The organism is Streptomyces sp. NPDC094032 (genome assembly GCF_040303965.1).
In the GTDB taxonomy this organism is placed as follows: Bacteria; Actinomycetota; Actinomycetes; order Streptomycetales; family Streptomycetaceae; genus Streptomyces.
Genome location: NZ_JBEOUE010000034.1, coordinates 1 through 14329 on the forward strand (window position 1 = coordinate 1; position 14329 = coordinate 14329).

Genomic DNA, 14329 nt, shown 5'->3' on the forward strand with positions numbered 1-14329 from the left:
CCGGTGAACGTCCTGGCCGGCCCCGGCACCCTGCCCGTGTCCGAGCTCGCCGAGGCGGGAGCCGCCCGCATCAGCGCGGGATCCTCCATCGCCGAAGCAGCATACGAACTGGTCCGCCGGGCTGCGCGCGAACTACTGGAGCAGGGCACGACGACCTCGCTGGAGGGCGGATTCGACTACACCACCCTCAACGCGCTGCTCCTGGCCCAGCCCGCGCACTGAGACGCGGTCAGGAGCGCAGCCACAGTCGGATCGCCGCCAGGGTGACGGTTCCATGGAAAATGTAGGCCCGCTGTCGTAGCGAGTCGTCACGGCCCGGAAGATCTTGATGCGGTTGATCGCGCGCTCGACTTCATTGCGGCGCTTGTACATCTGCTTGTCGAAGCCCGTGGGCCGGTCTCCTCTGCTGCCGCGACGCCGGCGGTTGGCCCACTGGTTCTTCGGCTCGGGATGGTGTGCTTGATCTGGCGTCTGCGCAGGTAGCGGTGGTTGTGCGCTTGACCCGGATGCGCTCCAGGACGGGGATCTGCTGCGCACTGTCGCCCCACTGGCCCTGCGTGATCAGCAGGGCCAGTGGGCGAAGGCCGCCTCTTCCGGCACGGTGGATCTTGCAGGTCAAGCCGCCTCTGGAGCGTCCGAGCCCTTCGTCGGGACGGTGCTGCCGGGGCGTTGGTCTTAGCTTGGGGATCCGTGGTGGCCTGCGCGGTGCTCCGGCAGCGTGCTGGTGTGCCCGATACGAGGTGTGGAGTACATGCGGACCATGCTCCAGTCGATTCGCCCTTGAGTTTCGGCGTCGGTCAGAACGGCCGGTAGACGGTTTTCCAGTTCCCGAACCGGCGAGAGCAGGTCCCGTCACGGGACACCTGTACGTATCCGGAACAGGATCCCGTTGATCGCCTCGCGGTGATCGATCCAACGTCCTCCGCGGCGAACGGACTTCGGTAGGGCGTCGGTGTGGCAGGGGCCGCGTAGGACGAGGAAGGCCAGACCGTCCGCGTCCAGTCGCTCCACCTTCTTCCAGCCCGCACAGAGCACGTCGATCTCGTCCTGGTCCAGGGCGATGCCACGTCGATCATGGGGCACGTTCTCCACCACCGGTGTGACCACGACGAGAGCGCCGCCGTCCCGAAGACGCTCACCCAGGCCGTGAACGATCCGACCGCGATCCTTCACGAACGCGTACACCAGTCGCATCACGACCAGGTCGAACGCCTGCCCGCCCAGCGGCTCCGGGTCATCACGCTCGATGTCCAGGCACAGCCAGCGCACACCCACGACGTCGGCATGCTCCGTGCGGGCACGGGTGATCGCGCTGTCGGCGAAGTCGACGGCGTCCACGGTGTAGCCGAGGGAGGCGAGACAGACGCTCATCTCCCCGGTGCCGCAGCCCACTTCCAGCGCCCGGCCGCCGCCCTCGGGACCGGGAGTGTGCTCGGCGAGCAGCTCGCGCTCGCGCGCACCGACCTGTCGGAAGTTCCTGCCGTCGCTGTAGTGCCGCTCCCACTGATCGCGGGCGGTGTACGTCACCGTGCTGCTCCTCATGGCCGGAGGGGTGGTGGTCAGAGGCGTTGTGCGGCCTGGGTCGGTGGCCGTGCTCCATCAGCTCGGGATCACCTGGGGCGGTGCGCGAGTAGCACCGTGAAGACGGCGTCCTCTCTGAGCACGCCGCCCCGGGCGTGGCCCCGGAGCAGTTCAAGTGCGTCGGTCTCGAAGTCGCGGTGGCGCCGCCCGGCGAACAGGGCGCGGCGGGCGAAGCTGGTCGTGTGCAGGTAGCCGAGGACGTCCTCGGGTCTCCAGTCGCGGGCTACGGGGAAGCTGTGCTCGGTTACGTCGCTGAACGCCGAGTCGGCGAGGTCGGCCACGAAGGAGCGGCCCGGCCTCGTGTAGGTGCCACGCGTGCCGGCGCGCCGCTCCTCGCCTAGGTAACGCTGGATCAGCACCCGCAGCGCGGCCGCCCAGTCCGCTTCTTGGGTCCACAGGCTGCCGTCTCCCATGATCGCCACGACGGCGTGCGGCGCGGCCACCCGGTCCGCCATGGCCAGGACCTCCGGGCGGGCCATCCAGTGGAAGGACCGGCAGGAGGTGATCAGGCTCGGCGCCCGGCCACGTCCAGAGGGGGAGAAGGTGTGAGCGGCGCCGGTGAAGACGTCTACCGTGCATGCTCCGCGCACCGGTTCGAGCGCTGCGACGGCCGCGTCGAGCATGTGCTGGTTCACGTCGACGAGGTCGATGTGCTTCAGCCGGTGCAGGACGGGCAGCAGTGCGCGCGGGACCTGGCCGGTGCCCGTCCCCAGGTCCAGGAGGACGGGGTCGGGTACGCCGTGCTGGGTGGCGGCCAGGAGGCGTACCACTGCGTCCGGCAGGCCGGGACGGTAGCGGGCGTAGTCGGCGACCTCGGATCCGAACAGGGCGTCGTCCGAACCCGCCGTGGAATCGGGCCGCCGGTCGGGGCGGGTCATCGCGAACCTCCAGGGAGGGATGTGGGGAGTTGCCAGGTCAGCATGCTGCTGGATCGCAAGTCCTGGCGCGCTGGACGCCATCGGCGGCGAAGTGGGGTGGGGTGGGGTGGCGTGGGGTGCGGTGGACGGACGGCGGGTTCGGCGGTCGCCCGGCAGTGGGAGGCCACCTCCTGGATCTCTGCTTCGATGTCCCGGGGGCAGCCGATCGCGCCGGGGCCGGCCCCGGTCGTACTGAGATCCGGTCGTACGGGCCGGAGTCCGGAGACCCCTGGCGCGGTCCCCAGGCCCCAGGCCCCAGTCCCCGCCCTCGGCCGGTAGCCGAGTGCGGGCACGTGCTCGCGAGCGTCGGCAGCGGCGCACGGTTCGATGCCGAGTGTCACGACGCCGCCGTTCGCTCGCGCGATCCGCGCCCCCACCGCTCACCAGCCCAACTGCGAGTACACGCGGCCTTCAGCGATGCCGGTGATGGCCGTTCTCGTGTAGGGGACCAGGCGGTCCGGGAGCTCCTGCTGGGGCCACCACCGCCAGGTCAGGCACTTGTCGGGCTCGCGGACCTCGGGGGAGCCCTTCCAGCGGTGCGCTCGGAACACGAGCTGCATCAGCGGCTTTCCGCCCGGGGTGTTCGCGACGTGTACGACGTGCGCCAACTCCACGTCCGCGGGGTCGATGACCAGACCCGCTTCCTCCCACGCCTCGCGGATCAGGCACGCGGTGGCGGACTCCTGCTCGCACCGCCCGGCCAGGTAGTGCCAGGTGTCGCCGGCGTAGCGCGATGCGGGGTGGCGCAGGCCCAGGAGCACGTTGCCCGCGTCGTCCTGTAGATGGAGGTGGACGCCGATGCCGTTCAGTACGGTACGGCCGCCCTCGTCCCATGGGGGAGCGGGCGTGGCCGGCTTGCCGTACGGGGCGATCTCGGCAGCGTGTCGGCGAATGAGGTCCCGTGTTTCCGGGCTCAGGCGCAGCCGGTCCAGCTCGTCGGTCGTGAACCAGCGCAGCAGCACCCCCTCGTGGAGCCGGAGCCGGTCGGGGTCTCCGCGCCAGCGGCCTACGAAGACCTGAATCGGGACGCTCAGGCCGTCGATGCTGGTGGCCGCCCCCACGGCGTACGGCTCCAGGCCCTCCAGGCGGAGGTCGGGGACCTCTTCGGACAGCTCACGCAGCAAGGTGCCCTCAAGGCTCGGGTCACCGTGCGTGCGGCCGCCGCCGAGAAGGTCGAACGCCCCGGACTGCCAGATGACGCCGGGCGCGTGGTCGCGCAGATGGAGCAGGTAGCGGCCCGCGCCGTCGTGAATCAGCACGGACGCGTTCACCGGCTCCGGCCGCCCGTCGAGCCGGGCTTCGAGGAGTTTCGCGCGCAACGACGGCGAGGTGACCTCCGCCAGGGTCCGCCACGCGGCGCCGGTGATCGGCGGCGGCTCCTCGTCGGCGAGGTAGAACACGTAGCGGAAGTCGTAGTGGCGGTGGGGCGGTTCGCCCTGGGACGGGGTCGCGTCGATGTCGTGGACATCGACGTCGATCGGGGAACCGAGCGTCTGCGGGGCCAGGCACAGGGCGCCCGGTGCGATCCCGGCCTCCTCCGTCACCTCGCGTAGTGCCGCGGCCAGCAGCGTACGGTCATCGGGCTCGATGTGGCCGCCGGGGACGTGGAGGACTCGGCGGTGGCGGTCGATGACGACGGCGCCGCAGGCGACGTGACCGGGCAGCGTCGTCCGGGCGGTCACGTCGAGGGGCCGGTCCAGAGCGGCGAGAAGTCCTGCCAGGGCAGCACGCTCGTCAGGGTGGCGACCGAGGTACGCCTCGACCGTCCTACGGATCGTGGAAGAGCTGGGTGACATGCGTGCCGTCTCGCCTTCGACGTGGGGGACTGGGGGAGGGGAGTGCTGTGAACTCGCAGGGGTAGGTGTGGGTATCAGTGCGTCGTCTGCATCGCCGCTCGGTTCGGCCGACGTCGTTGCGTGCCCCCTCGTGGACGTTCCGGTGGTGTCGGTGTGGTGTCGGTGTGTTCAACGACGCTGCCGCGTTTTCGAGCACATGTTCTTTCGGACGGGTTGCGCATCCGGGCGTTGAGCGGTTCTTCGGACGTGTGCAGTGCACCGGCCCTTGCCGCGCAAGGACCCGCGCCCGGGGCGGATTGGCCGAAACGCCGATGCTCGGCTGTAGTAGCAGGGGTGTCATCCGTCCGGAGGCGGCCTCTCCTGCGCGGTCGGCAGGTCGGCTGGCGAGAGGAAGCCCCGACGCTGCTGCCCGGCGCACGAGCGGGCCCCCGATCGTGATCGAGGGCCCGTTCTACGGTTCTGTCGTCGTGCTGTTCACGCCCTGCGGAGGACTGAGCGGCCCGCGTAGCGGGCGGTGGTGCCCAGTTCCTCTTCGATGCGGATGAGTTGGTTGTACTTCGCGGTGCGGTCGGAGCGGGAGAGTGAGCCGGTCTTGATCTGGCCGCAGCCCGTCGCCACGGCGAGGTCCGCGATGGTGGTGTCCTCCGTCTCGCCCGAGCGGTGCGACATGACGGCCGTCCAGCCGGCCTGGTGGGCCGTGGCCACCGCGGCCAGCGCCTCGGTCAGGGTGCCGATCTGGTTGACCTTGATCAGGATCGAGTTGCCCACGCCGGTGCGGATGCCCTCGCGCAGCAGCGTCTCGTTGGTGCAGAACACGTCGTCGCCGGTGAGCTGGCAGCGTTCGCCGACGCGGGCGGTGAGCTCGCGCCAGCCGTCCAGGTCGTTCTCCGCCATCGGGTCCTCGATGGAGATGATCGGGTAGGCGTCGATGAGCTTGGCGAGGTAGTCGGCGTTCTCGGAGGGGGTGCGGCGCACGCCCTCGCCGACGTAGTCGTACACCCCGTCGCGGAAGAACTCCGAGGACGCCGGGTCCATGATGAGGCCGATGTCCGTGCCGGGACGGTAGCCGGTGCGCTCGATCGCGGCCGTCACGAAGTCGAGCGCCTCCTCGGCGGTGCGCAGCGCGGGCGCGAAGCCGCCCTCGTCGCCGACGCCCGTGGAGTGCCCGGCGGCCAGCAGGTCGCGGCGCAGGGTGTGGAAGACCTCGCTGCCCATGCGTACGGCTTCGGCGAAGGTGTCCGCACCGACGGGCGCGATCATGAACTCCTGGAAGTCCAGCGGATTGTCGGCGTGGGCGCCGCCGTTGACGATGTTCATCATCGGCAGGGGCAGGAGACGGGCGTCGGGTCCGCCGAGGTAACGGTAGAGGGGCTGGCCGTGGGCGGTCGCGGCGGCCTTGGCGGTGGCGAGGGAGACGCCGAGGATCGCGTTGGCGCCGAGCCGGGACTTCGTGGCGGTGCCGTCGAGGGCGATCAGGGCCGCGTCCAGCCCTTCCTGGTCCGTCGCGTCCCGGCCGCGCACGGACGCCGCGATCTCCCCGTTGACGCAGGCCACCGCGCGGTCCACGCCCTTGCCGTGCCAGCGCGCCGCGTCTCCGTCGCGCAGTTCCACGGCCTCGCGGGCACCGGTGGAGGCGCCGGAGGGGACGGCGGCGCGGCCCAGGGAGCCGTCCGTCAGGAGGACGTCGACCTCGACCGTGGGGTTGCCGCGGCTGTCGATGATCCGGCGGGCGGTGACGGTTTCGATGAGGGAGGCGTCGGTGTGGAGGGGTGCGACTGCCTGTGCGGACATGGGAGGTCCTTCCCGTCGGCGTGTGCCGTGGCCCTGGCTGCGACAGCGTTGGCGCTGGGCCCGACATCCAAAACACTACAGCAAGACTGCGCACTTTTGCTGTGCACTTTTGCTGTGCAGTCTTGCTGTGTGGTGTGGTTGCGCAGGTCAGGTGTCAGGTGTCCGGTTACGTAACGGGGGAGCGGGGTAAAGTGCGCTATGCCCTCCACGGAAGCCGCCGCCATCGCCGTCGACCTGCGTACCGCCATGGGCAAGCTCAGTCGGCGGGTGAAGAACGAGGACCACATCCCGTTGGGGCAGGCCGCCGTGCTCGGCGCCCTGGACCGCAACGGCGCCATGACCACCAGTGACCTCGCTGCCGATCAGCGCGTACGTCCGCAGTCGATGGCGCGTGCGGTCGGACTGCTCATGGAGCAGGACTTGATCGCCCGTCGGCCGCACCCCACGGACGGCCGCAAGTCGCTCGTCGAGCTGACGGACGCGGGCCGGTCGGCGCTCGAAGCCGAGCGCGGCCGCCGGGCCGGTTGGCTCGCGCAGGCCATCGAGACCGAGCTCACGGAGGAGGAGCGGGTGCTGCTGGCGCGGAGCACGACCCTGCTGGAAAGGCTCGCCACCCGCTGACGCCTGGTGGACCGGGCGTGTCGCCTCGCCGGGGCCGGCGTGGTGCCGGTCGGGTGGCCGTGATGCCGGGTGCCCAGGGCTCGGCAGGGCTTCGGTCGGCGTGGGCTGCTCTCCGCGAGCTGGTTGCCGGACCGTTCGTCAGCTCATCGTGGGGGTCGGATGGGGCCTCCGGTCGACGCTGACCCGCGGCCGACCGGAGGTGATGCTCCGGGTCAGCGAGGAGCGAGGAGGCAGAATTCGTTGCCTTCCGTGTCGGCCAGGATGGTCCAGTGGATGGCGGCCTGGTCGAAGACGGGGTCGGTGGCGCCCAGGGCGCGCAGTCGGGCTCCCTCTGCTTCCACGTCGTCACCGGCGTAGGGGCGGACGTCGAGGTGGACGCGGTTCCAGCCGCTCTTGGTGTCGGGGGTGCGGATGAACTCCAGGTAGGGGCCGACGCCTTCGGAGGACCGCATGGTCGCGTGGTCGTCGGCGAGTTCGTGCAGGGTCCAGTCCATCGCCTGGCCCCAGAACCGTGCCATCTCTCGTGGATCGGCGCAGTCGACGACGACCGCTGCGATCGGCCCGGTGCCCTCGTAGACCGGGCGGGGCTCCAGTACGCAGAACTCGTTGCCCTCCGGGTCGGCCATGACCGTCCAGGGGACGTCGCCCTGACCCACGTCGGCGAGCGTCGCTCCGAGATCCTTCAAACGCGCGACCAGCTCCGTCTGATGGGCGGTCGAGGTGGTGGCCAGATCAAGGTGCACCCGGTTCTTCGCCGTCTTGGGTTCCGGGCGGGCGATGATGTCGATGCAGACGGCCGTGGGGTCGGGGTAGGAGAACCCCAGAGGTTCGAGGTTCGTGACACCGGGTGCCTCGCTGTCGATGCCCCAACCGAGCGCCGCCGCCCAGAAACGGCCGAGCGCGGAGTCGTCGTGGGCCTTCATATTGATCTGCACAAGTCTTGTCGCCATGCCGGAGATCCTAGAAGCCGTCGTCAAGCCGCGTTGCCGCGGGCGGACTCGCGCGGGCCTCTGACCAGGTCGGCCTCGCAGCTCACCGACGACGGCAGCGAGGCGCTCGGTCAGGAGGCGCTGCGGATGCGGCAGGCGGCGGCCGTCGTCCTCGCCCGGTCGGCCGGGTGCGCGGAACGCCGGCGCGGTGAGGAGTTGTTGGACTGTCTGGTCGACGCGTATCCCGGACGTTCCTGGCCTCCGCCGCGGGAGGTCGTCGTGCTGGTGCGCGCCGGGGCGGGGGCCGTGCCCGTGACGTCGTGGAGAACACGGCCCGGGCGTGGTGGCTGGACGGCGTCCATCTGACCGCTCTCGTCCTCGCTCTGCTGGCACTCGTGCCGTACCTGCTGGACGTTTGGCACTCGACTACCGTCGGCTGGCGCCTGTCGTGTTCGCCATGTTCGTGACCGGATCCCTGCACCTCACGTCCGTCAGTCCGGCGTTCCAGCGCGGCCTGTTCGGGCTCGAAGTCGTCGCTCTGATCGGCGCGTGGGCGGCGACGGCTGCCACGGGGGACTATCGGTGGCTGATTCCCGTCGGGGTCGTCGCGTTCGTCCGTACGCAGGTGATCGTCCTCCAGCCGGACTGTTTCATGCGGTCCCTGCCCGATCTTGTTGTGCTGGTGCTCCTGATCGCGCCTCTCCCGGTCCTGGTGATCGCCGCCCAGCGCCGGCAGAGCCGGGCGCTCCTCGCCTGAAACGATGACCCGGCAAGATCCCTCGGCCCCATCCACATACCTCGGTCCCGGTGACCGGCCGCCGGTCTTCGGGACCGAGCCCGAGCCCGAGCCCGAGCCCGAGACCGGGCCGGCGTCGCGGACGGCACGGCCGTACATCGCGGCCCTGCTGTGTCTCCTCGCCTTCCTGGTGGTCTACCTGACCGCCGTTTGCACCCCGTTCGGGCAACGGGCGGAGAACGCCCTCATCGACGAGAACGGGGCCGGGCCCGCCTGGATATACGACTGGTCCGGAGCGGCCTACCAGTCGTCGGCCCTACCGCCCCTTGAGTACACGGCGATGCCCACCCTGCTCGTGGGCATCGCCGTGATCGGGTCACGCTCGGAGTGAAGGAACTCGCCAGAGTGGTCCTGCCCCGCCGCGATCTCGTGGACGCGCACGCGTCGCTCGTCGAGACCAGCTTCCCCAGCGGGCACGTGGCGGTCCCCGTCGGGCTGGCGCTCGGCGCCACGCTCGTCGTCTATCCCCGTAGCGGCCCTACGTCGCCACGACCGGCATGCTCTGGCTCGCCGTCACCGCCGCCGTCGTCCAGGCCACGTACCACGACCGGCCCAGCGACGTCCTGGGCTCCACCCTCCCGGCCTGCGCCTGCTGCCACCGGTCGACGTGCCAGGCGTCACCTGGCGCCCCCTGGCCCTGGCGGCGGCCGGCGCGCTGCTCGCGGGCGCGCGCGACGACTCCCTCGCGCAGTCGCTCGTCTTCGCGTCAGCGGCCTTCCTGTGCGCGTTCCTGTTCTGGTTCACCACCAGGAGCGGGCCCGTGCGCGGGCATGACCGAGGGCATCTCAGCAGGGAAAACGCAACGTCGACAGGGTCCGCGCGGGCGGATACCGTCACCTGGTCCTCGGCGATCGTCCGCGGTCGCACCGGAGTTCGTTCCGGCCGAGCCATCCGTGACGGGGCGGGTCGGTCACGCCTACGAATCGTCGCCGTCATGTGTCAGCAGGCGTCAGGCGAACCGGTCCACGCCAGGTACCCCCACCGACCAGGGAGAGACACATGCCCCATCTCGCGCTGTACACGTTCGGCGTTCTCAAGGCGCCTCTCTCCGATGCCACACCACTGACGCGCGAACTCCGCGACAGGGGCGCGGCCGTCTACCAGAAGATCGGTCGGCATCCCGGGTATCTCGCTCGTGCCGAAGCGGTGGACGGTGCCCGGGGCAGCCATTTCGACCTGGACTGGGGCGCGTGGGGGGAGTTCGTCGTACCGGCCTGGTACGGCAAGGGCCGTACGGCGGAGACCGCCGCCCTGGACGCGACCCTCTCGCTCTGGACCGGGCTGGGCGCCGCCTTCGACGCCATCTACAGCAGTCTGCACCGCGAGGCGCTGAACAGGCGTTACGACTGGTTCGAGAGGACGGGACGCCCGAGTCACGTGTCCTGGTGGGTCTCCGGCGACGCGATACCCACCTGGCAGGACGGGGTTTCCCGGCTGGAGCACCTCCACGATCACGGCTCCGCGCCGCACGCCTTCACCTTGCACCACTCGTTCGCCCCGGACGGAACTCCCGGCGAGATCAAGGGCATCGGGGCGCGGAGTGGTCAGGCTCGCTGACCGGGAGGCCCGAAGGGCCGGGAACGGTGGCCAGCCACCGTTCCCGGCCCTTCGGGGAGCGGCCCGTTACATCGGCTCGGGGAAGATGTCGCTGATGCTCCAGGCGACGCTGAAGCAGGGGGCGAAGGCGTCGGTCTCCTGCTCGGTGTCCAGGGTCTGGAGCGCCAGGATCTGGGTCATGGATGATCTCCTCTTTCGTTGTTTCTTTCAGGGTTGTTCGGTCGGTCACTGCGTACCTCGGTGCGGAGGTGTCCGCCGCCGTGCCGAGGGGGTCATCGGAGGGCCTTCCAGCGGCGTCAGGCCGCTGCCGCGAGCCGGGGGCCCGTCAGGAGCCGGCCGGACAGCAGGCGGTGCAGGGCCAGCAGGACACCGGCCCCGCCACTGGACAGGTCGGCGGTGAACCGCTGCGAACCCGCGCCGAGGAAGCGGACACCGGGCCTGTACGGGTACGGGACCGCGTACTTCAGCAGGCCCGTCGCGGCGCGCACGGCGTCCTCGCGGGCGGCGTCCGGGCCCGCGAACTCCGCGTACTTGGTCAGGCACCAGGTCAGTCCGGCCAGCCCCCGGTACAGGCCCGCCTCCTTCGTGGCGCACGAGACCCGGATGCCAGCGACCAGGCGTGGCAGTGCCGTGGCGCAGCGCTCGTCCGGCGTGGTGGCCACATAACGGGTCAGCGCCGTCGTGAGACCGGCCGCGCCCGTGGCCAGATACGGCATCGCGCGGGTGAGGCGTGCGTTGTCGGAGAGGGACAGGGCGCCGTCGTCCAGCGGAAAGGTCCGGTCCAGTTCCTCGTGGAGCAGTCGGCGGCCCGCCTCCAGGAAGCGGGCGTCGCCCGTTTCGGTGGCCAAGCGGTGGAGGAAGAGGGCGAGCCCCGAGCGGCCGTGCAGCAGGCCGCGGGCGTCGTGTTCGCCGAGGGTGGATGGCAGGTCGGGGGTGCGTAGCAGGGCTTCTCCTGCTGCCGCTGCCCGTTCCAAGTGGACGCTCACGTCGGTCAGTTGGTGCAGGGCGAGCCAGCCAAGGCCGACCCCGGCCCGCCCGCCGGCCAGTGTGCCGCAGGAGGTGGTGAGTGGGTGGGCGTCGGCGTCCCGGAGCAGGTCGACGGCCTCGTCCAGGTGGCCGAGGGCGGCCAGTACCCGGGCGATGCCGGCCGAGCCGATGAGTAGCCCGGGCGGTAGCGCGTCGCGCAGCGTCAGTGTGTCGTGGCGGAGCCGTTCGAGGATCTCCTCCGGCACGGCCACCCCGGCGCGGTGTAGGGCGTGCACCACGCCGGCCGTGCCGTAGGCCAGGCACACGTTGTTGGTCCGGAACGCCTCGGGCGAGGGCGGGAAGGCCCACTCCGGGCGGCTGGCGTCGGCCATCGCCAGCAGCCCTGCGGCCACCTCCTCGGCCAGCCGGGTGAGGGAGCCGCGCGGATCGGTGTTCAGGTCGGCGGGGGAGGGGGTGCGGCTCGGACCGTGGCGGGGCTGGAGTCCGTTCTGGACCCAGATCTGGGTCCGGTCCTGCGTCCGGTCCTGGGTCCGGTCCGGGTTCCCGTCCTGGATCGGATCCTGGGTCCGGTCGTGGATCCCGTCCAGGTTTCCGTCCTGCATCTGGTCCCGCACCCTGTCCAGTCCCCGGTCCCGCGCCAGGTCCAGTCCCTGGTCCCGCACCAGCTCCTGCCCCCGGTCCCGCACCCTGTCCAGTCCCAGGTCCCGCACCAGCACCTGCCCCCGCCCCCGGTCCCAATCCCCCCTGGCGTAGAAGACGGTCGCCCGCCGCCACAGATCCCACGGCGGAGCCAAATCCGCCAGATCGCGGCGCAGCAGCGCAAGGTTGGCGGGTGCATATTCGGCGATCTCGTTGAACGGCGCCAGGAAGGCGAGCGCGACCGCCGACGTGCCGTACCGGTCGTGCAGCAGCGGATCGGTGTCGGCCCGGCGCAGGCGCGGCGGCGGTGTGAACCCCGGGGTGCCCATCCCGGACGGGGGCGAGGACAGCGCCGAGGCCGCCTCGAAGTCCACGAGACGGACCCCGCCCGACGGCGTGACCAGGAGATTGCCCAGGCTGAGGTCCCCGAACCGGTAGCCGACGGCGTGCAGTCGGTCCAGTGAGGCGTCCAGGGAGGCCAGTAGTCGTCGGCATGCCTCGTAGTACGTGGCGACGGACTCGGACGTGCGGTCGGCGCGGGCCAGTGGGGAGGACCGGCTGAGCCAGCCCACCAGCGGCAGCCCCGCGACGTACTCGGTGACGAGGAAGTCGTTCTCCCATTCCGTGAAGTGGTCCAGCGGCTCCGGGCCCACCCCGGGGGCCGCCGCGTGCAGCTCGCGCAGCACGTCGTACTCGTGGCGCAGGCGCTGCTGCGCGTCCGTCCCGTCGAACACCAGGCCGTTGTGGGCGCGGGCCTCCTTGAGGAAGACGGTGCGGCCGGTCCGCCGGTCGAGGGCCTGATACGCGCCGCCGGCGTTGCTCAGGCGCACCGCGCGGGTGACCTCGTAGTCGCGGATCAGGATCGGGCCCGCGTGCGGCGGCTCCTCCCGCTCGACGAACGGGTCCGAGATCCCCGCCGGCAGGTGGAACGCGGGCAGTCGCGAGTCCACGACCTCGCGGCCGGAGCCGTCACGGATCGTCCCCTCCCGGGTGCCGTCGGCCCGTAGCCGGCTGCGGGCGCCGTCGAAGGAGCCGTAGCGGTAGTGGACCGTCCGCGAGTCGCGAAAGCGCCGGTCGGTGAGGACGTACGGGCCCTCCTCCCCGTCGAGCGCTTCGCTCAGGCGTTCCAGCAGGCGGCGGGCGGTCGCCGTGTCCGGTGGGTAGACGGCGCAGAACTTGCCCGCCTGGGCCCGCGGCGCGTGCTTGTGATGGAGGTACAGGAAGAAGAGCCGGGCGCTCAGGTGCTTGAACGGCACGCCCTCGGAGAAGCAGATCCGGGCGACCGTGTCGAGCACGTGCTGCGCCCGGTCCAGCCGCGCCGACACGTGGATCTTCCAGCCCTGCTCGGCGAGCCCGGTCCGCGGACTGCCCCAGACCGTCCAGATGCCCCGGGCCGCGCCGCGCAGGCCCGCCGGCACCTCGCCGGGAGCGAAGCGCGGGCCGGGGTCGGCGACGCTCGGCAGCGGCAGGTAGTACTCCCGGTCCGCGAGCGCCTCACCGAAGCCTTCGAGCACGGGAACTCCTCACAGGGGGGTACGGGGTGGTGGTGGGCTGCCACAACGTTCTCGTGCGCCGGGGACCGGGACCGGCAGGTCCGGGGGCGGTTCGAGCGGCGGTACGCGCCCGGCGCCCGCCGGCCCATCGGGCGACGCCCGAAGGAGCTGGTACGGGCGCCGGTTCCGGACTCGCGTCAACAGCCCCGCCACCTCGCCTCCCACGGGTGAATGACCGCGTACATCCGGGCGATCACCACGCGCTGGGGTACCGACGAGGGGGAACACCTCTCTCCCCGGACAGAGGACAGCACCACAAGGAGCCAGGAATGCCCCGAACCACCCGTCTCCGAACGACCGCTCTCACGACCGGTGCGCTCATCGCCGCCGCCCTTCCCGTCTCCGTTCCCCACGCCTGGGCGGTCGGAACGGAGCCGACGGCTGCCGCGTTCACCGTGACGCAGGAGCCGGGTCACCCCGCCATCATGTATCCCGGTCAGGAGAGGACGGTGGCGGCCTACTGTCCGGACGGCATGAAACCCATGGGCGGAGGCGCGACGGTCGAGGACGACCCGGTGGGCGCCGTCCTCCTCAGGGAGACGGCGCCGGAGGCGGACCGCAACCGCTGGCGGGTGCGGGCCTACAACAGCAGCACCACCCAGGTGTCGACGCTGCACCCCCGGGTGATCTGTTCGACGGACACCACCCTCGCCTACGTGTCCGGGCTGGACGCGCCTCTCCGGCCCGGGGAGTCGAACCGGTCCAGCACCGCGCTGTGCGGATCGCAGTTCGTGGTCGGCGGCGGGTTCCAGGCCGGGGACAGCACGTTCGTCGGCCAGACCGACCTGGCCGGCATCAGGGCGTGGAGCGCGCGGGCGAACTACCGCAACTTCGACCCCAACGCGCCCTTGTCCTTCGTACGGGCACTCGCCGTCTGCTCCGACGTGCAGCCCGCCGTCAACTCCAGCGACACCGTGAACCTGGCAGCCGGCGCGGTGGGAACGGCCCACGTGGAGTGCCCTCAAGGAAAGGTCCCGACCGGCGGCGGCGGAACCGGCGGCCTCGACGTCCTCCTCAACACCTCGAACATGACGGAGACCGGCTGGACCGTCCAAGCCATCAACACCGCCCCCGGCCCGCGCACCCTCGTCGCCACGGTGCTGTGCACGGCCCCGTGAGGGGGCGCTTCAGGACTGGCCGCTGCGGCAGCCCCCGCCGTACC

10 protein-coding genes and 3 pseudogenes are annotated in these 14329 nt (G+C 71.2%); 6 read left to right on the forward strand and 7 right to left on the reverse strand.

What is annotated here, in order from left to right; genetic code table 11:
* Nucleotides 1-222 (forward strand): isocitrate lyase/phosphoenolpyruvate mutase family protein (locus ABTZ54_RS31965; protein WP_351670020.1); only part of this gene is annotated, 222 nt, incomplete at its 5' end.
* A gap of 7 nt (nucleotides 223-229) precedes the next feature.
* Here ABTZ54_RS31965 and ABTZ54_RS31970 read toward each other — a convergent pair.
* The 5 genes and pseudogenes from ABTZ54_RS31970 to eno form a co-directional block, all read right to left on the reverse strand.
* Nucleotides 230-987, reverse strand: a pseudogene (locus ABTZ54_RS31970) (IS5 family transposase).
* A 102-nt stretch (nucleotides 988-1089) separates the two neighbouring features.
* A pseudogene (locus ABTZ54_RS31975) lies at nucleotides 1090-1542 on the reverse strand (class I SAM-dependent methyltransferase); the annotation flags it as partial.
* Between the two features lie 68 nt (nucleotides 1543-1610).
* A complete protein-coding gene (locus tag ABTZ54_RS31980; RefSeq protein ID WP_351670023.1) occupies nucleotides 1611-2459 on the reverse strand; it encodes a class I SAM-dependent methyltransferase in 849 nt (282 codons plus the stop codon).
* Nucleotides 2460-2878: 419 nt separating this feature from the next.
* A complete protein-coding gene (locus tag ABTZ54_RS31985) occupies nucleotides 2879-4294 on the reverse strand; it encodes an NUDIX hydrolase (RefSeq protein ID WP_351670026.1) in 1416 nt (471 codons plus the stop codon).
* A gap of 474 nt (nucleotides 4295-4768) precedes the next feature.
* A complete protein-coding gene (gene eno / locus ABTZ54_RS31990; protein WP_351670029.1) occupies nucleotides 4769-6085 on the reverse strand; it encodes a phosphopyruvate hydratase in 1317 nt (438 codons plus the stop codon).
* Nucleotides 6086-6283: 198 nt separating this feature from the next.
* Here eno and ABTZ54_RS31995 point away from each other — a divergent pair, with 198 nt between their 5' ends.
* Nucleotides 6284-6706 carry a MarR family winged helix-turn-helix transcriptional regulator gene (locus tag ABTZ54_RS31995; protein WP_351670032.1) on the forward strand — a complete coding sequence of 141 codons (423 nt, stop codon included), beginning with the start codon at nucleotides 6284-6286 and terminating at the stop codon, nucleotides 6704-6706.
* Between the two features lie 212 nt (nucleotides 6707-6918).
* Here the strand turns inward: ABTZ54_RS31995 and ABTZ54_RS32000 are convergent, their stop codons facing one another.
* Nucleotides 6919-7656, reverse strand: coding sequence for a VOC family protein (locus ABTZ54_RS32000; RefSeq protein WP_351670035.1), 738 nt, complete (start codon nucleotides 7654-7656; stop codon nucleotides 6919-6921).
* A gap of 126 nt (nucleotides 7657-7782) precedes the next feature.
* On the opposite strand from ABTZ54_RS32000, the pseudogene ABTZ54_RS32005 reads away from it, so the two are divergent.
* From ABTZ54_RS32005 to ABTZ54_RS32015, 3 genes and pseudogenes are all read left to right on the forward strand, one after another.
* Nucleotides 7783-8392, forward strand: a pseudogene (locus ABTZ54_RS32005) (hypothetical protein).
* 4 nt (nucleotides 8393-8396) lie between these two features.
* Nucleotides 8397-8762, forward strand: coding sequence for a hypothetical protein (locus ABTZ54_RS32010; protein WP_351670038.1), 366 nt, complete (start codon nucleotides 8397-8399; stop codon nucleotides 8760-8762).
* 668 nt (nucleotides 8763-9430) lie between these two features.
* Nucleotides 9431-9988 (forward strand): DUF3291 domain-containing protein, encoded by a 558-nt coding sequence (locus tag ABTZ54_RS32015; RefSeq protein ID WP_351670041.1) that lies wholly within the window; start codon nucleotides 9431-9433, stop codon nucleotides 9986-9988.
* A 296-nt stretch (nucleotides 9989-10284) separates the two neighbouring features.
* On the opposite strand, the gene ABTZ54_RS32020 is transcribed toward ABTZ54_RS32015, so the two are convergent.
* Nucleotides 10285-13128, reverse strand: a complete 2844-nt coding sequence (locus tag ABTZ54_RS32020) for a class III lanthionine synthetase LanKC N-terminal domain-containing protein (RefSeq protein WP_351670044.1) — start codon at nucleotides 13126-13128, stop codon at nucleotides 10285-10287.
* Nucleotides 13129-13640: 512 nt separating this feature from the next.
* Between ABTZ54_RS32020 and ABTZ54_RS32025 the strand changes: the two genes are divergently transcribed.
* On the forward strand, nucleotides 13641-14285 hold the full coding sequence (locus ABTZ54_RS32025) for a hypothetical protein (protein WP_351670047.1): 645 nt from the start codon (nucleotides 13641-13643) through the stop codon (nucleotides 14283-14285).
* Nucleotides 14286-14329: the final 44 nt, after the last annotated feature.